We start from the raw sequence: 16810 nt of genomic DNA, 5'->3' as shown, positions 1-16810 counted from the left end.
AATCAGGAATTCTCTGTGATGCGGATTACAGACGATGAATTATGAGTCCATTGTGGACGAGTATTCCCGGAATCGATGACAGTTCTGTGAATTCCGGGTTCCGCGCGGGCTGCCCGGGCCCGGCGGACCCGGGCAGCCGCTCGCTCAGTGCTGGGTGAGCATCGTGCGCATGGAGTCGATCTCGGACTGCTGGCTGATCATGATCTCCCGCGCCATCTGCTGGGCGTCGGGGAATCGACCCTTCTCCACCTCGGTCCGGGCCATCTCGACCGCACCTTCGTGGTGCTTGATCATGAGCATGAGGAACTTCTGGTCGAACTCGGGGCCCTTGGTCTGGCCGAGGCTCGCCATCTCGTCGGTGGACATCATGCCGGTCATCGAGTGACCACCATGTCCGCCGTGCCCTCCATGTCCGGACTGCTGGGCGTTCCAGTCGCGAAGCCAGCCGTTGAGCTTGTCGATCTCCGGGCCCTGCGCCGCCTCGATCCGGGCGGCCAGGTCCTTGACCTGCTGGGAGCCGGCGTTCTGCGCGGCCATCCTGGACATCTCGATGGCCTGCTGGTGGTGCGGCAGCATGCCTTGGGCGAACATCACGTCGACGTCGTTGTGCGCGGGTGCGGTCTGAGCGGGCGGAGCCGCCGGAGCGGGGGTCTCCGCCTGGCCGCAGCCGGCCAGGAACGACAGGGACAGGGCGGCGCCGAGCACAGCGGCGCCCGTGCGGGCGTGCTTCATCACGAATTACCTCGTCTTCGAATGGGCGTGATCGGGCGTGACCGGGTCGGGCCGGTCCGGAGGCCGATCAGCGCCGGAGTACGCAGAGTGCGGCGAGCCGCCGAGGTAAGGGGTCCGGAGGTCGCGCCCGTTGCAGTGTGCGCCGAATCCGGGAGAGGAACATCTCGGCCGTGACGACGGCGGCCAGGTGCAGCCGCGGGGCCAGCAGCACGAGGAAGCTCGCGGCGACCGCCAGGCACAGGTGCAGCGCGTCGTGCCCGTCGGGCGCGGCGTCGTCGGAGGCCTGGACCTGGGCGTGCGCGCTGACCGCGTGCTGGGCGTGGTGCGCGTCGTGCTGCGCGGGCACGTGGTGCATGAGCACCACGCCGAGGGCCAGGGCCACCAGCAGGGCCCAGCGGAACGCTCCGGTGCGCACGGGCAGGTCCGTCAGGACTTCACCAGGCGCGCGATGGCGTCGCTGGCCTCGCGGATCTTGGCGTCGGCCTGCTCGCCGCCCTCGGACATCGCCTCGGAGACGCAGTGCTTGAGGTGCTCGTCGAGCAGCCCGAGCGCGACGGCCTGCAGCGCCTTGGTGGTGGCCGAGACCTGGGTGAGCACGTCGATGCAGTACTCGTCGTCGTCGATCATGCGCGCAAGACCGCGCACCTGACCCTCGATGCGACGCAGTCGCTTGGCGTAGTCGTCCTTGTTGTGGGCGTAGCCGTGCATCGAATTACCTCCCCTGGGTCGGTGGACCCACCACCTTTATACCCCAGGGGGGTAATTGTGGCCAGTCAGAGGAACTCGCTGCGCGCGGCCGGCTTCTCCGCTGCCGTCCCGCGCTGCTCGGCGCGGCGCATCCACAACCAGCCGCCGAGCTGGACGAGCGCCGCACCACCGGTCAGCGCCACGGCGATGACGGCGTACGACGGCCAGCCGTTGATCACGCCCAGGGCCACCGCCACGGCGAAGAACAGCAGCGTGCGCACCAGCAGGATGCCGAGTTGGCTCTTGGTCACGGCCTGACCACCTCCGGCCCCCGAGTCTAGGCGGGATCCCGGCGGCGTCCGTCCGGGCGTGCGGCATTGACGCTGCGTGTCGGCCTGCTTACTTTTGATGACGGCCGTGCTCACATCGAACGGAGCGTCGGATGACCGAACCGCTGGGGCCGGATTCGTTGATGTGGCGCTACTTCGGCGACTGGCGCGGGTTGCTGCTGGCGCTGTGGGCCGGGTCGATGCAGAACATGCACCCGCAGCTGGGCGCGGGCGTGGAGGAGCACTCGGAGTTCTTCGACGAGCGCTGGGAGCGGCTCTACCGATCGCTGTACCCGATCGGCGGCGTGGTCTACGACGGCCCGCGCGCGGCGGAGACGGCGAAGCTGGTCCGCGGATTCCACAACGGCATCAAGGGCGTCGACCAGCGCGGCAGGCCCTACCACGCGCTCAACCCGGAGACGTTCTTCTGGGCGCACGCGACGTTCCTGGTGATGCCCATCCTGATCAACGACCGCCTGGGCAAGCCCCTGGCCGAGGAGCAGAAGGCGCAGGTCTACGCCGAGGGCGTGCAGTGGTACCGGCTCTACGGCATGAGCATGCGCCCGGTCCCGCCGGACTGGCCGAGCTTCCAGCGCTACTGGGACCACATGTGCCGGGACGTGCTGGAGGTCAACAAGGCGACCCTCGACGTCCGCGACCTCTCCCGCATCGGCAGGCCGCCGCTGATGCGGTGGTTGCCCGAGCCCGCGTGGCGGTGGGTGCGGCCGCCGATCGCGCGGCTCATGCACTGGCTGACCACCGGCTGCTACGACCCGCCGATCCGCGAGAAGCTCGGCCTGCGCTGGACCCGCCGCGACGAACTCCTCCTCACCGTCGTCGGCCGCGTGTTCGCGGCGCTGTGGAGCCTCGTCCCCTTCAAGCTCCGCTTCCACCCGCGAGCCAGGGCGGCCTGGAACCGGGCGGAAGGCCGCCTCCCCGCCGACGCCCCGCTGGTCGAAACCCCACCCCGCAACTACCCACCCCCGCACAAGCGCGCGGACCCGAAGCACTACTTCCCAGGCCCCGTCGCCTGACCGGGTGAGGGATTCGAATTTCGCGCGAAATTCGAACGGCAGGTTTCGGCCTCGAATTTCGCGCGAAATTCGAACGGGGCTGGTCAGCGCCAGTGGCGGTCGAGCTTGGCGACGTCGGGAGCCGTGCGGGGGCGGCCCGGCTGGGCGGCCCAGCGGATGCCGTTGGTGAGCACTCTGCGGATCTCCGGCTGGTGGTAGACGGGGTAGCGCTGATCGCCGGGGCTGAAGTAGAAGATCCGGCCGTGACCCCGGAAGAACGTCACGCCCGACCGGAACACCTCACCGCCGTCGAAGGACGAGATGAAGAGCAGCTCGTCCGGCGCGGGGATGTCGAAGAACTCGCTGTAGGTCTCCTGCTCCGGGATGACCAGCGGGTTCGGCACGCCCTCGGTGATCGGGTGGTGCGGGGCGACCGTCCACACCAGCTCCTGCTCGGCCGCGTCCCGCCAGCCCAGCGAGCAGGTCGTGCCCAGCAGCCGCTGGAAGATCTTCGAGAAGTGCCCGGAGTGCAGCACCAGCAGCCCCATGCCGCCCAGGACGTGCCGCTGCACCCGATCCACCACCGCCTCGTCGACCTGACCGTGCGCGCGGTGGCCCCACCACAGCAGCACGTCGGTGTCGGCCAGCACCTCCTCGGGCAGCCCGTGCTCCGGGTCGGCCAGCAGGGCGGTGCGCACCGAGGCCTCCGGCAGCCCCTGCCGGATCCCCTCGGCGAGGGCGCCGTGGATGCCGTCCGGGTAGATCTCGGCCATCACCGGAGGGTCCTGCTCGGCCTCGTGCACGCCCTCGTTCCAGACCGTGATGCGCAGACCGCTCACGCGACCGCCACCTCCCGCTTCTCGGCGGCCGAGAGGTAGCAGGCGTCGATGACCTCCGCGCGGCGCAGCGCCTGCGAGCCGTCGTTGTCCGGCCACTCCTGCGGAGAACCCAGCAGCCGCACGAAGTTCTCCACCACCGCGGCGTGCGCGCGCCCGGGTTCGGCGCTGGGCTGGTAGTCGGCGATCTCGCCGTCGACGTCCCGGTAGACGTGCAGGTCACCGACCTGCGCCTTGGTGGCGCCCACCGCCCTGAGCTCGGCGCCGCCCTCGGTGCCCAGGACGCTGAAGTCGATGAGGTCGGTGGGATTGCGGAACGCCGCCCACGAGGTCTCCAGCACCAGCGTCCCGCCGCCTTCGAGCCGGATGAACGCCGAGGCGAAGTCCTCCACCTCGAAACCGCCCTTGGCCTGGGCGGTTTCCCACTTCATGCCGCCGATGTTGCGCGGACCCAGCTCGGCGTAGGTCACCGCGCTCACCGACTCCACCTTCGGCTCGCCGAGCAGGAACAGCGCGTAGTCCAGCACGTGCACGCCGATGTCGGCCAGCGGCCCGCCACCGGCCATCTCGCGGTTGGTGAACCAGCTGCCGATCTTGGGGATGCCGCGCCGCCGCATCCAGGACGCCTTGGCGTAGTAGGGCCGTCCGAGCTCGCCGCTCTGGATGATCCCGCCGAGGGTCTGGATGTCGCCGCGCAGCCGGTGGTTGAACGCCACGTCGAGCACCCGGCCGGCCGAACGCGCCGCGTCGACCATCTGCCTGCCCTCGATGCCGTTGCGGGCCAACGGCTTCTCGCTGAGCACGTGCAGTCCGCGCTTGAGCGCGGCGACGGCGATCGGGGCGTGCAGGAAGTTGGGCACCGCGATGCTCACCGCGTCCAGGTCGGGAAGCTCGACGAGCTGCTCCCAGCTCTCGAACAGGTGCGGTGCGCCGTACTGCTCGCCGAGCGAGGCCAGCATGTCGGCCTCCTGTCCGGCGATCGCCACGATCTCAACGTTGGGCAGCGCCTGGTAGGCGGCGAGGTGCTGCTGCCCAGCCCAGCCGACGCCGACGACTCCGACCCGGAACGTGGGGTCACTCATCAAGGGACTCCTTCTTCTGCGGTGGCTTCAGCCCTTGATCGCGCCGGCGGTGAGACCGGCCACGATGCGCTTCTGGAAGACCAGCACGAGTACCAGCAGTGGCAGGGTGACGAGCACGGAGGCCGCGCTGATAGTGCCGATCGGGTGGTCGAAATCGCTCGTTCCGGAGAAGTAGGCGATGGCGACCGGAACGGTCCGGGCCTCCGGCGTGGAGGTGAGCGTGACCGCCAGCAGGAATTCGTTCCACACCGAGATGAACACCAGGATCGCCGTGGTGGCGATGCCGGGCACGGCCAGCGGCAGGATCACCGCGCGGAACGCGGTGAACGGGCTCGCCCCGTCGATCAGCGCGGATTCCTCCAGCTCGAACGGGATCTCGCGGAAGAACGAGGTGAGCACGAAGATCGCCATCGGCAGCGCGAAGGTCAGCTTCGGGATGATCAGCCCGGCGAGGGTGTCGTAGAGGCCGATGTCGCGCCAGATCGTGAACATCGGCGCGGCGATGGCGATCACCGGGAACGTCGTCACCGACAGCACCAGCCCGAGGACGATGCCCTTGCGCGGCAGCTTCAGCCGTGCCAGCGCGTAGGCGGCGAACGAGGCCAGCAGCAGCGCCAGCGCGGTCGTCACCACCCCGACCACCAGCGAATTGCCCAGCGCCGTCAGGAAGTCCTCGTCGGCCAGCACGTCCAGGTAGTTCCGCAGCGACGGCGAACCGGGCACCAGCGAACCCGAGGACAGCTCGGCGCCGGTCTTGAGCGAGGTGTTGACCAGCCAGTAGAACGGCACCAGCGAGGCCAGCATCACCACCAGCCCGAACAGCAGGACCACGGGGCGGCTCATGACTTCTCCTCCGCGACGTCGCGAATGTTGCCGCCTGCGAAGCGGATGTAGACCAGCGACACGGCCATGACGGTGATGAAGGTGAGGATCGACAGCGCCGAGCCCTGCCCGATCAGCCGCTGCTCGCGCAGCTCCTGGTAGGCGATCATGGACATCGTCTCGGTGCCGTTGGAGCCCTTGGTCAGCACGAACGGCAGGTCGAAGATCCGCAGCGCGTCGAGCAACCGGAAGATCGCCGCCAGGGCGATCGCCGGGCGCAGCAGCGGCAGCGTGACCCGCCAGAACGTCTGCAGGCGGCTCGCCCCGTCCAGGTCCGCCGCCTCGTAGACGTCGCCGGGGATGACCTGCAACCCGGCCAGCACCAGCAGCGCGACGAACGGCGCGGTCTTCCAGACGTCCGCGGCGATGATCACGGCCATCGCGTAGCCGGGTTCGGCCAGCCACACCTGCTCGCCGCCGGGCAGGCCGAGGGCGCGCAGCAGGCCGGTGACCAGGCCGAGGTTGGACTCGAACATGGCCTGCCAGGTGATCGCCGAGACCACCGTCAGCACCGCGTAGGGCACCAGCAGCACCGAGCGCAGCAGGTCGCGGCCCCGGAACGCCACGTTGAGCAGCAGCGCCATCGCCACCCCGATGACCACTTCGAGCGCGACGGAGGTGAAGGCGAACAGGAAGGTCTGCCCGAACGCACGCCACCACTGCTCGGAGACCAGCGCGTTCCAGTAGTTGGTCAGGCCGACGAAGTGCGACAGACCCGCCCGCCGGACGCTGTAGACGTTGAGCGACAACCAGATCGCGTAGCCGATCGGAACCGCGGCGACCAGGAACATGATCACCAGCGCGGGGGAGACCATCCACACCGCGGTGCGCCGCTGCTGGGCGTCGACGCGGCTCATCAGAACGTCTCCTGCGCGGACTCGACGTCCGCCGCCATCTTCCGCACGCCCGACTCGACGTCGGTCTGCCCGGAGATCACCTCGTAGGCGTTGTCGTAGATCGCTCGCGACACCTGGGCGTACACCGGCGAGCGCGGACGCGGTTTCGCGTGCAGCAGCGACTCCTTGAGCTGCGGGATGAACGGCAGCTCGGCGCGCACCTCGGGGTCGTCGTAGAGCGCGGCGAACACCGGGGCCTGGGCGGTGCGCATCACCATCTTCTTCTGGAACTCCGCGCTGGTCGCGTAGTCGATGAGCGCGACCGCCGCACCAGGGTCGTCGGACTTGGCGGCGATGGCCAGGTTCCAGCCGCCGAGCACCGCGGCCGGCCGGCTGCCCTCGTCGAAGGCGGGCAACGCCGCCGCTCGGGTGACAGGTCCCGCCGAGGTCTCGCTGATGAGCTTGTGCGCGCTGGGCCATTGGCGCAGGTACCCGGCTGATCCGGACTCGTAGGCGCGGCGGGCGTAGTCCTCGTCGTAGGTCAGGCACGCGCGGTCGATCGCCCCGGAGTCCACGCCCTGCGCCATCAAGCGCAGCACCGCGCGGGTCTGCGGCGAGTCGACGGTGACCCGGCCGGAGTCGTCGATCACCGAACCGCCTGCGGAGTAGAGCAGTTCCAGGAAGTTCGCGGTGAGGCCCTCGTAGCGCTTGGCCTGCATCTGCACCCGCTTCGAGCGGTCCTGCCCGGCCTGGGCGTAGACCTCGCGCCAGGTCGTGGGCGGCGGAACCCGGTCGGCGCGGTAGAACAGCAGTCCGGCGTTGGTGTAGAAGGGGACCGCCCAGTCGCGCCCGGCGTAGCGCACCGTTTCCCACGTCGACGGCATCAGCTCGTCGCGGTGCCGTTCGGTGAGCCTGCTGTGGTCGAGCAGCCAGCCCTGCGTCGCCCACTCGCTGGTCCAGGTCACGTCGGTGAGGTAGATGTCGCACTCCGACGACCCGCCTTCGAGCCGCTGCAACGCCTGCGCGCGGGTGGAGTCGGTGTCCTGGCCGATCTCGACGTAGCGCGCGCTGAGCCCACCACCGCGCGCGTTGAACTCCTGGGTGAGGTGCTCGAAGACTCCGGTGTTGCGGACCCCGCAGATGGTGACCTCGCCGCGAGCGCCCTGGGCCGATCCGGGCTCTGCGACTGCGACCTGCGGTGCGTGCTCGCCCGGCGGACCAGCCGGGGGAGGGCTCGCGCAGCCGCCGAGGAGCAGCGCCGCGACGGCGAACGCGGCCCAGGGCCGGGATGAGGGCATGGCATGTCTCCGCTTCGCGGTTCGTCGGCGGTGATCCCGGGACGAACCCGGTCACCGGTCGAACGGCGGCGTGAGACGATCACATGGTTGCGGCGCGGTTACCGGGTGTCAAGGCATGTCGCGCACCAGCCGGTGAATCCCCTCGGGGGACAGCACGTTCTCGATCCCCGCCACGACCGCGCCCGCCAGCCCCGCCGAGCGGCCCAGCGTGCTGTTGGCCAGCGACAGGTGCCGGGTCGCCAGCGGCAGCGCCCGGCGGTAGACGACGCTGCGGATCCCGGCGAGCAGGTCGTCGCCGACCGAGGTGATCAGTCCACCTAGGACGATCCGCTTCGGGTTGTAGAAGTGCACCAGCATCGCCACCACCTCGCCGATGGTCGCCGCGGCGGCCCGAATCCTGCGGATGGCCAGCGCATCGCCGTCGCGCAGCAGTCGCGCCAGGTCCTCTATCGTCTCCGGCCCGCCCGACTCGGCGCGCAGCCCGCGCAGCACCGCGTCGGCCGAGGCCACCGCTTCCACGCAGCCGACGTTGCCGCACTGGCAGATCACGTCGTCGGCGCCGGGCACCCGGATGTGCCCGATGTCGCCGGCCGCGCCGTCGGAACCCCGGTGCAGCTCTCCGGTCGCCGAGACGATGCCGCCGCCGATCCCGGTGCCGATCTTGAGGAACAGCAGCGGGGACTCCTCGGCGGGCAGCGCGCGGGCCTCGCCGAGGGCCATCAGGTTCACGTCGTTGTCGACCGAGGCGGTGCAGTCGAAGCGGTCGGCCATCGTGTCGCCGACCGGGAAGCCGTCCCAGCCGGGCATGATCGGCGGCCGCACCGGCATGCCCATGCGCGGATCGACCGGGCCGGGAAGCCCCATCACCAGCGCTTTGACCTCGTCGGCGGCGACGTCGGTGCTGCGCAGGAGGTCCCGCAGGTGCTCGGTGAGCACGTCGAGCGCCTGCTCCGGCCCGACCGAGAGGTCCAGCGACACCTGCGTCTCGGCGAGCAGGTCCTGGCCGAGGTCGGCCACCGCCAGCCGGGTGCTGTGGGCGCCGACGTCGGCGGCGAGCACGACCCCGGCGCGCGGGGCGATCGCCAGCCGGTGCGCGGGACGTCCCCGGCCGCCTCCGCTGAGCGCGCCGCGCTCGGCGACGACCCCGGCCGCGATGAGCGCGTCCAGGTGGCTGTTGACGGTGGAGCGGGCCAGGCCGGTGTGCTTGACCAGCTCGGCGCGGCTCTCCGCCGTGCCGGAGGCGATGAGCCTGGTCAGCCCGCTGAGCACCAGGTCCGCGTCAGCGCGCCCTGACGTCCTCGGCACCGTCAACCGGACGGGATCCCATCCCACGGTCGCCCCCTCTGCCGTATTTACCGCTTATTTATGACCGAAAAGAAAATAAATTGTAGCTCTTGTCGGCATAAATGTGGGGTCCTAGCGTGAGTGAAGACGAAAATCGGGCGTGAGACACCCGTCGTTGACATCGGAACCGACCGAGGGAGGCAGGCGCGTGAGCCCTGGGAACACCAGGCGCGGCGCTGCGATCGTGGGCGCCGGGATGATCGGCGAGGTGCACCGCCGCTCCGCGCTGCTCGCCGGCGCCGAGATCACCGGAGTGCTGGCGTCCACGCCGCAGCGTTCGCTGGAGAAGGCGGGGGAGTGGAACGTCTGCGCGTTCGCCTCCTTCGACGAGGTCCTCGCCGACGACCGCGTCGACGTGGTGCACATCTGCACCCCCAACGCCACCCACGCGCCGTTCGCCGAAGCCGCGCTCGCCGCGGGCAAGCACGTGATCTGCGAGAAGCCGCTGGGGATCTCGCTGGAGGAGGCCGAGCGGATGGCCGCGGCCGCCGGCGCCAGCGGACTCGTCGCCACCGTGCCCTTCGTCTACCGCTACCACCCGCTGGTCCGCGAGATCCGGGCGCGGCGGCAGGCCGGCGAGTTCGGTGACTGGCACCTGCTGCACGGCAGCTACCTGCAGGACTGGATGCTCGACCCGGACGCCTCCGGCTGGCGCGTCGACCCCGACCAGGGCGGGGTGTCGCGGGCCTTCGCCGACATCGGCTCGCACTGGTGCGACCTCGTGCAGTGGGTGTCGGGGGAGACCTTCACCGACGTCCTCGCCGAGTTCTCCATCGCCGTGCCCACCCGCCCGGCCGCCGGGGGAGCCAGCTTCAGCGGCCCCAGCGGCGAGGTCGGCGAGCGGGTCGCGGTGCGCACCGAGGACACCGCGGCGCTGCTGCTGCGCACCGGCTCCGGCGTGCTCGCCTCGGCCACGATCTCGCAGGTCGCGGCGGGCCGGAAGAACCGGTTGTGGTTCGAGCTCGACGGTTCCGGCGGCAGCGCGGTGTTCGACCAGGAGAACCCCGAGCAGATCTGGCTCGGCGGCGCCGAGAGCAACCGCGTCCTCACCCGCGACATCGGCACCGGGTCGGCCGAGCAGCGCAGGCTCTCCAAGCTGCCCGCCGGGCACGCGCAGGGCTACGCCGACTGCTTCGACGCCTTCGTCGCCGACACCTACGCGGCGATCGACGGCGGAGACCCCGAAGGACTCCCCACTTTCACCGACGGACTCCGCTCGGCCCGACTGGTCGACGCGGTCGTGCGCGCATCCGGATACGGCTCCTGGACGAAGGTGTGATGATGCGACTCGGAATGCTCACCGCTTGCCTCCCGCAGTGGACGCTGGAGCAGTGCGCCGGCTGGGCCAAGAACAACGGTTACGAGGCCCTGGAGGTCGCGGTCTGGCCGGGAACCGGCGGCCGGGACTTCGAAGCGGCCCACCTGCCGGTCGCCGAGTTCGGCCCCGAGCAGGTCGACGCGACCAAGGACCTCTTCCAGCGCTACGGCCTGGAGCTGTCGGCGTTCGCCTACTACGAGAACAACCTGCACCCCGATCCCGCGCGCCGCGAGGAGATCCGCACCCACCTCAAGCACTCCATCGACGCCGCCCAGGCGCTCGGCGTGCCTTACGTGGGGACGTTCATCGGCCGCGACTGGACCAAGTCCGTCGCCGACAACCTCGCCGAAGGGCAGCGGGTGCTGCCCGAACTCGTCGACTACGCCGGTGAGCGGGGTGTGAAGCTCATCGTCGAGAACTGCGTCATGGAGGGCTGGCACCCCGACGGCTACCCCGGCAACCTGGCCTACTCGCCGGAGCTGTGGGAGTGGATGTTCTCGCTGGGCTTCTACCTCAACTGGGACCCCTCGCACCTGACCTGGATCGGGATCGACCCGGTGGAGACCATCGCGCCCTACATCGACCGGATCGTGCACGCCCAGGCCAAGGACGTCGAGCTCGACCCGGCGGCGCGCAACCGCTACGGCTTCTTCGGCAAGGTCGACAAGGGCGGCAACCCCTGGGACATGGGCTGGTGGCGCTACCGCGTGCCCGGCCTCGGCCAGGTCGACTGGCCGAAGGTCGTGGACCGGCTCTACGAGCACGGGTTCACCGGCACGCTGTCGGTCGAGCACGAGGACCCCGTCTGGGGCGGCGACGACGAACGCATCACGCAGGGCCTGCGCATCGCCCAGCGCACCCTCCGGCCGTTGATCGTGGGTTGATTCCCTCCCTGAAGGGGTGAGGTCCTTGCCGACACTGTCCGTTCAGCTCTACAGCGTCCGCGACCAGCTGGCCGCCGATCAGCCCGCGACGCTGGCCCGCCTCGCCGAGATCGGCTTCCGCTACGTCGAACCGTTCGGCCTCGGCTCGCTGGCCAAGAGCCAGGCCGAACGGCTGGCCGCCACCCGCAAGCTCCGCGCCGACCTCGACGCCGCCGGACTGGCGGTCTCGGCGACGCACGCCGCTCTGCCGAGCGTGGGGGAGCTGGCCGAGGAGTGCGCCGAGCTCGGCGCCGACACGGCGTTCATCCCGCACCCGCGTCAGATCCCGGGATTCGGCGAGGACACCTTCACCGACACCGCGGCCCTCGACGCCTTCGCCGACGCCCTCGGCCAGGCCGCCGCCGACGCCCCGGACGGTCTGCGGCTCGGCTATCACAACCACTGGTTCGAGTGGGCCGAGCTGCCCGGCGGTCCCGCCTACGACCGCCTGTGGCAGCGCACCCACCCGCAGGTCCTCGCCGAGCTGGACGTCTACTGGGCGATCGCGGCCGGAGCCGACCCCACCCGGATCCTGAACGCGCTCGGCTCCCGTGCGGTGGCGGTCCACCTCAAAGACGGCCCCGCCACCCGAGACGCTCCCCAAACCCCCTTGGGCACGGGGGCCCTGAACGTCCCCGCCGTCCTCGAATCCGTCGCCGAAACCCCCTGGCACGTAGCGGAAATCGACACCACGGACCGCGACCCCCAAGACCTCCTCGCCACCAACGCATCCCTCCTCCGCTCCCACGGATCCACCTTCACCTGACCCCGCAGAAGCCCCACCCCACCTCACTCCCAACCCGGATTACCGCAGTAATCGGGTCCCCGAATACGGCCGTATTCCGGCACCGGATTACGGCGGTATTCAGGGTGCGGATGACGTGAGTGATCGTGGAACCCGGTGCGGAACGGGGCGCGCCGGGTGGGGCCGGTGTCCGTCGGGTGATTGCGGTTCAGGCGTCCATCGGGGTGGGGGTGGGCGGTTGTGGTCCGGGCCGGCCGTGATCGGAATCCGTTTTGTCCGGTCGGTTCGGGTCGCAACCCTCACGCGGTGCGCGCGGGTCCGGGGGACGTGAGATATCGAACCGGTGACGGAGCGGTGTGTGGGGTGGGGCGTGGGCCGGGGTGCGGTTGATGATGATCGGTATGTCTGAGAACGGGTCGAAGGACGCTGGAGCCGGGTCGGAGCGGGAGTCCGGGGCGGTGGAGCCGAGCGCGAACGGCGCGGCGGCCGAGGACGTGACCGCCGAGGGCACCAACGGCAAGGACGCCGAGGGGACCGCCGGTGGCAGCGGGGCCGTCGAGAAGGCGGGGGAGCCCGTCGAGCGTTCCGGTGGCGGCAAGCACGAGCTCGCGCCGCAGAGCCGGACCGGCGTGCTGTGGACCGCGCTGGCCATCGCGGGCGTCGTGCTGGTCTTCCTGCTGATCTTCGTCGCGCAGAACTTCGCGGCGGTGACCGTGCACTTCCTGGGCCTGGAGTTCAGCCTACCGATCGGTCTCGCCCTGCTGTTCGCCGCGATCGTCGGCGGCGTGCTCGTGTGGCTGGCGGGCACGGCGCGCATGATCCAGATGCGCCGCGCCGCCAAGAAGGCCCGCAAGCAGTCCTAGTTCGGTTCCCCCAGAGGAGCCGAGGTGAACGGGCCGCCGAGCAGTTCGTGCGAGGTGTTCGCGGCGACGCGGGAGGCGAAGACGGCCTCCGCGTCGTCGCGGGACGCGTAACCGAGCTCGGCGGCCTCGGTCAGCGGCACCGGGCGTCGCGCGTTGTCCGAGACGCCCCAGATGACGCGGTAGCCCGGAGACGGGTGCGACAGGCAGGATTCCAGCAGCCGCGCGCAGTCGTCCGGCGAGAGCCACAGGCCCAGCCCGCGCTCGTCGCCCACGGTCTCGAAGCACGCGCCGATGCGGATGCAGATCACGTCGATGCCGAACCGCGAGTGGTAGAGGCTGCCCAGCGCCTCCATCGCGGCCTTGCTCACCCCGTAGTAGGTGTCCGGGCGCGGCGGTGAGTCCGCCGCCAGCGTCGCGGCCTCCGAGAGGGGGCGGAACCCGGCGACGTGGTTGCTGGAGGCGAGCACGACCCGCCGGACGCCGGTGCGGCGGGCGGCGTCCAGCACGGTGCGGGTGCCGTCGATGTTGACCGAAAGCGTTTCGGCCCAGCTGTTCTCGCGGCTGTGGCCACCCAGGTGCACCACCGCGTCGACGTCGGCGCAGGCCCGCGCCATGGCTTCGGGGTCGGTGACGCTGGCTTCGACGATCTCGACCGCTTCGCCGTCCGCCGCGGGCGCGGGTCGAATGATGTCCAGCAGCCGCAGCGTCCGGCCCTCGCGGCGCAGCCGAGGCCGCATCAACGTGGCGATGCCGCCGGCTGCGCCGGTGATCAAGATGCGTTCCGACAAGGTGTTTTCCCTTCGCATCAAGGAATTCCGGATGCGTGGTGCCGCGCCGAACGCTGGTTGACATGTGATCGACGCCATACTAGCGTCCGGCTCCGGAACTTTACGAAACGAATTGTTCAGGGCTTCGCGGGAAATCCGTGAGGTCCGTACGGCCCAATTGGGAAGCGCTTTCCTCCCCTTGGGCGAGCAAGCACCACATCCGGCGCACGCGCCCGGGTCGACGACGATCCCGCAGCGAGCTCGAAAGCCGCGGAGTTCCAAGCCATCGGATGTGAAGGGGTGGGCCGGTGCACGCGCTGGACTGGGTCATGGTGATCGGGTACTTCGGGTTGATGATCGGCATCGGCTGGTGGTCGCACCGAAGGGTCAAGACCGATAAGGACTTCTTCATCGCCGGGGGTCGAATGCCCTGGTGGCTGGCCGGGATCTCGCACCACATGTCCGGCTACAGCGCGGTGTTGTTCGTCGCCTACGCGGGAGTGGCCTACAGCCAGGGCGTCACGGTCTACTTCTGGGGATTCGCCTCCATCGGCATCGGCGTGGCGATCGGGGCCTGGTTGTTCGCCGCGCGCTGGAACCGGTTGCGCGCCGAGTTCGGCGTGGCCTCGCCGCTGGAATTCCTCGCCCGTCGCTTCAACATCCCCACCCAGCAGGCGCTGGCCTGGAGCGGCGCCTCGCTGAAGGTCTTCGACGTGGCCTCGAAGTGGTTCGCGGTGTCGATCCTGCTGGAGTCCTTCGCGGGCGTGCCGATCCTGGCGGGCATCCTGGTCACCGGTGGCGTCACGCTGCTGTACTGCACGGCGGGCGGGCTGTGGGCGGACGCGCTCACCGACTTCGGGCAGTTCGTGATCCAGGGGCTGGCCGGGATCGTGATGATCTGGGCGGTGCTGTCCTCGCTCGGCGGGATCTCGGGGCTGTGGACCCTGTGGGACCGGCTGCCCGCTGGGCACCTCTCGCCGGTCACCGAGGACTACACGACCGTCTTCCTGCTGGTGTACGTGCTGGTGAAAACCCTGGAGTACAACGGCGGGATGTGGAACCTGGCGCAGCGCTACATGGCCTCGCCGGACAACCACGCCGCCCGCAGGGGCGCGCTGCTGTCCTCGGCGCTGTACCTGGTCTGGCCGCTGGTGCTGATGTTCCCGATGTTCGCCGCGCCGCTGTTCGTGCCGGGGCTGGAGGACCCGACGACCTCCTACGCCGCGATGACCGAGAAGCTGCTGCCCGCGGGCATGGTGGGTCTGGTGCTGGCCGGGATGTTCTCGCACACCATGGCCATGGTCGCCTCCGACGCCAACGCCATCTCGGCGGTGATCACCCGGGACATGCTGCCGGTGCTGTGGCGCAAGGCCCGCGCGTTCGGCGAGGTGCAGCGGTTGCGCGCCGGCCGGATCGCGACGTTCGGCTTCATCGCGCTGAGCATGCTGGTGGCCACCCAGGCGGACAACCTCGGTGGCGTGCTGTCGATCGTGGTGTCGTGGGTGGCGGCGCTGATGGGGCCGATCTCGGTGCCGCTGCTGCTGGGGATGCTGCCGTGGTTCCGCCGCTGCGGTTCACGCGCGGCCCTGGTGTCGTGGGCCGGTGGTCTGATCACCTACGCGGTGCTCTACTACGGCGTGGACGCCGGTCAGACCGCGACCGTGGCGACGCCGATCCTGGTCTCGCTGGCCCTGTTCATCAGGCTCGGGGCCGTCGCCTCCGAACGGACCGAGGAGGTCGACGAGATGCTCGACGTGCTGGACCGCGCCGCGAAGGGCGCCGCAGCGGCGGCCGCGCGGTGAGCGCGCACGTCACCGGCTACGCCTATCCCTGGGACGTGCGGCCCGGGTTCGCCGACCGGGTCGCGGCGTCCGGGGTGGACGAGGTCGCCGTCGCGGTCGCGTACCACAGCGCTCGCGCGGCCACGCCGTTCGACGAGACCCGCAGCGCGGTGGTGGCCCGCCACGCCGCGCTCTACCGGCCGGTGGGCACCGGCTGGGGGAGGCTGCGCCCGGCCGAACCGGACTGGGTGGGGCCCGACAGCGCCGGTGAGGCCGTCGCGGAGCTCCGCCGCAGCGGCGTCGACGTCGCCGCCTGGCTGGTGCTGACCCACAACTCCCTGCTGGGCGGGCGGTTCCCGGACGTCGCGGTGCGCAACTGCTTCGGCGAGGTCTACCCGTGGGCGCTGTGCCCGTCGCACGCCGAGGTGCGCGACTACGCGGTGCGGCTCACCCGGTCCGCGCTGGACGGTCTCGACGTGCGCTCGGTGGTGCTGGAGGCGTGCGGTCAGCTCGGCGCGGTGCACCAGCACCAGCACGAGAAGACCGACGCGGTCTGGTCACCCGCGGCGGCCCGGCTGCTGTCGGTCTGCTGCTGCGCGGCGTGCGCGCGCGGCTGGACCGGCCTGGACGCCGAGCGGGTGCGGGAGGCGCTGCGCACGGAGGTCCGCCGCGTCATCGCCACCGGCGATCTGACCGCTGTGGACGACGAACTGCCCGCCGACCTGCGAGAAACCCTGCTCGAGACCCGTTCTGCGGCCACCGACCTGCTGCGCGGCGCCGTGCTGGAGGCGATCGGCACGGGTCGCCGGGTCCTGCTGCACGGCAGCGCCGATGCCTGGGCGACGGGCGCCCTGCCGGGACTGACGCCGCGCGCGGCCGGCGAGGTCGACGGCGTCGTCGTGCCCTGCTGGAACTCGGCCGGGCCGGAGGAGGTCGCCGCGGCCAAGGACGCCGGGGTCGACGACGTCGGCGCCTACGTGACCGCCGTCGGACCGCAGGCCGGCGGCCTGGTCGACCACGTCCGCCGGGTGCGCGCGGCCGGAGCGGGCCAGCTGCACCTCTACCACCTCGGGCTCGCGGGTCCGGCCCGCGCTCCGCTACTGCGGGAAGCCGCCGACGAGGCTCATCGCGGTGGTTGAATCCGTCGGTTTGGCCCGATTCCGGGGTGATCGCGAGAATCGTCGGGGGAATTCCGCCAGTAAGGGGTCCGGACTCCATTCGAGTGACCTCGAAGGCTCCTTTATCGGGGTTCACCCCGTGCGCATCCGGGGCTTTTCACACCTTTTTCCCACGGTCGCGGTTCAGTGGGAAAAATCCCGGTGGAGGTCTCGTCCGTCCAGCTGTGGTGGGGAATACCCGCCAACCTCCACTATT

Annotated in this window: 18 protein-coding genes; 7 read left to right on the top strand and 11 right to left on the bottom strand. The window is 70.4% G+C overall.

Going from position 1 to position 16810, the window contains the following annotated elements; translation table 11 throughout:
- Positions 1 to 144: 144 nt before the first annotated feature.
- From KBO27_RS30200 to KBO27_RS30185, 4 genes are all read right to left on the bottom strand, one after another.
- Positions 145 to 732 (bottom strand): DUF305 domain-containing protein, encoded by a 588-nt coding sequence (locus KBO27_RS30200; RefSeq protein WP_210973246.1) that lies wholly within the window; start codon positions 730 to 732, stop codon positions 145 to 147.
- Between the two features lie 67 nt (positions 733 to 799).
- Positions 800 to 1147, bottom strand: coding sequence for a hypothetical protein (locus KBO27_RS30195; protein ID WP_210973245.1), 348 nt, complete (start codon positions 1145 to 1147; stop codon positions 800 to 802).
- Between the two features lie 11 nt (positions 1148 to 1158).
- Positions 1159 to 1440 (bottom strand): metal-sensitive transcriptional regulator, encoded by a 282-nt coding sequence (locus KBO27_RS30190; RefSeq protein WP_093420260.1) that lies wholly within the window; start codon positions 1438 to 1440, stop codon positions 1159 to 1161.
- Between the two features lie 65 nt (positions 1441 to 1505).
- Positions 1506 to 1730, bottom strand: coding sequence for a hypothetical protein (locus KBO27_RS30185; protein ID WP_132686434.1), 225 nt, complete (start codon positions 1728 to 1730; stop codon positions 1506 to 1508).
- 131 nt (positions 1731 to 1861) lie between these two features.
- Between KBO27_RS30185 and KBO27_RS30180 the strand changes: the two genes are divergently transcribed.
- A complete protein-coding gene (locus KBO27_RS30180; protein WP_210973244.1) occupies positions 1862 to 2782 on the top strand; it encodes an oxygenase MpaB family protein in 921 nt (306 codons plus the stop codon).
- Positions 2783 to 2865: 83 nt separating this feature from the next.
- Here KBO27_RS30180 and KBO27_RS30175 read toward each other — a convergent pair whose 3' ends face one another.
- From KBO27_RS30175 to KBO27_RS30150, 6 genes are all read right to left on the bottom strand, one after another.
- A complete protein-coding gene (locus KBO27_RS30175) occupies positions 2866 to 3600 on the bottom strand; it encodes a ThuA domain-containing protein (RefSeq protein WP_307870703.1) in 735 nt (244 codons plus the stop codon).
- Positions 3597 to 4679 (bottom strand): Gfo/Idh/MocA family protein, encoded by a 1083-nt coding sequence (locus KBO27_RS30170; protein ID WP_210973243.1) that lies wholly within the window; start codon positions 4677 to 4679, stop codon positions 3597 to 3599. The genes KBO27_RS30175 and KBO27_RS30170 overlap by 4 nt, the downstream gene beginning before the upstream one ends.
- A gap of 27 nt (positions 4680 to 4706) precedes the next feature.
- Positions 4707 to 5522, bottom strand: coding sequence for a carbohydrate ABC transporter permease (locus KBO27_RS30165; RefSeq protein WP_210973242.1), 816 nt, complete (start codon positions 5520 to 5522; stop codon positions 4707 to 4709).
- Positions 5519 to 6418: a carbohydrate ABC transporter permease gene (locus KBO27_RS30160; protein ID WP_210973241.1), complete on the bottom strand. Its 900-nt coding sequence runs from the start codon at positions 6416 to 6418 to the stop codon at positions 5519 to 5521. Before KBO27_RS30160 ends, KBO27_RS30165 begins: the two co-directional genes overlap by 4 nt.
- Positions 6418 to 7695, bottom strand: coding sequence for an ABC transporter substrate-binding protein (locus KBO27_RS30155; RefSeq protein ID WP_210973240.1), 1278 nt, complete (start codon positions 7693 to 7695; stop codon positions 6418 to 6420). Before KBO27_RS30155 ends, KBO27_RS30160 begins: the two co-directional genes overlap by 1 nt.
- A 108-nt stretch (positions 7696 to 7803) precedes the next feature.
- Positions 7804 to 9027, bottom strand: a complete 1224-nt coding sequence (locus KBO27_RS30150; protein WP_210973239.1) for an ROK family transcriptional regulator — start codon at positions 9025 to 9027, stop codon at positions 7804 to 7806.
- Between the two features lie 160 nt (positions 9028 to 9187).
- Here KBO27_RS30150 and KBO27_RS30145 point away from each other — a divergent pair, with 160 nt between their 5' ends.
- The 4 genes from KBO27_RS30145 (at position 9188) to KBO27_RS30130 (ending at position 12888) form a co-directional block, all read left to right on the top strand.
- On the top strand, positions 9188 to 10318 hold the full coding sequence (locus tag KBO27_RS30145; protein ID WP_210973238.1) for a Gfo/Idh/MocA family protein: 1131 nt from the start codon (positions 9188 to 9190) through the stop codon (positions 10316 to 10318).
- Positions 10319 to 10320: 2 nt separating this feature from the next.
- Complete coding sequence (locus tag KBO27_RS30140; protein ID WP_210973237.1) at positions 10321 to 11241, top strand: sugar phosphate isomerase/epimerase family protein; 921 nt, start codon at positions 10321 to 10323, stop codon at positions 11239 to 11241.
- A 25-nt stretch (positions 11242 to 11266) separates the two neighbouring features.
- Positions 11267 to 12046: a sugar phosphate isomerase/epimerase family protein gene (locus tag KBO27_RS30135; protein ID WP_210973236.1), complete on the top strand. Its 780-nt coding sequence runs from the start codon at positions 11267 to 11269 to the stop codon at positions 12044 to 12046.
- Between the two features lie 380 nt (positions 12047 to 12426).
- Complete coding sequence (locus KBO27_RS30130) at positions 12427 to 12888, top strand: LapA family protein (RefSeq protein WP_210973235.1); 462 nt, start codon at positions 12427 to 12429, stop codon at positions 12886 to 12888.
- Here KBO27_RS30130 and KBO27_RS30125 read toward each other — a convergent pair.
- Positions 12885 to 13676, bottom strand: coding sequence for an NAD-dependent epimerase/dehydratase family protein (locus tag KBO27_RS30125; RefSeq protein WP_281420909.1), 792 nt, complete (start codon positions 13674 to 13676; stop codon positions 12885 to 12887). The genes KBO27_RS30130 and KBO27_RS30125 overlap by 4 nt on opposite strands.
- Before the next feature lie 287 nt (positions 13677 to 13963).
- Between KBO27_RS30125 and KBO27_RS30120 the strand changes: the two genes are divergently transcribed.
- Both KBO27_RS30120 and KBO27_RS30115 read left to right on the top strand, forming a co-directional pair.
- Entirely contained in the window at positions 13964 to 15457 is a 1494-nt protein-coding gene (locus KBO27_RS30120; RefSeq protein WP_210973233.1) for a sodium:solute symporter family protein, read from the top strand.
- Complete coding sequence (locus KBO27_RS30115) at positions 15454 to 16575, top strand: hypothetical protein (protein ID WP_210973232.1); 1122 nt, start codon at positions 15454 to 15456, stop codon at positions 16573 to 16575. Before KBO27_RS30120 ends, KBO27_RS30115 begins: the two co-directional genes overlap by 4 nt.
- The last annotated feature ends 235 nt before the right edge of the window (positions 16576 to 16810 follow it).

Source organism: Saccharopolyspora endophytica, from assembly GCF_018070075.1.
GTDB lineage: Bacteria > Actinomycetota > Actinomycetes > Mycobacteriales > Pseudonocardiaceae > Saccharopolyspora > Saccharopolyspora endophytica.
The sequence above is the reverse complement of the archived record's forward strand: the minus strand, read 5'-3'. Positions and strand labels throughout refer to the sequence as shown.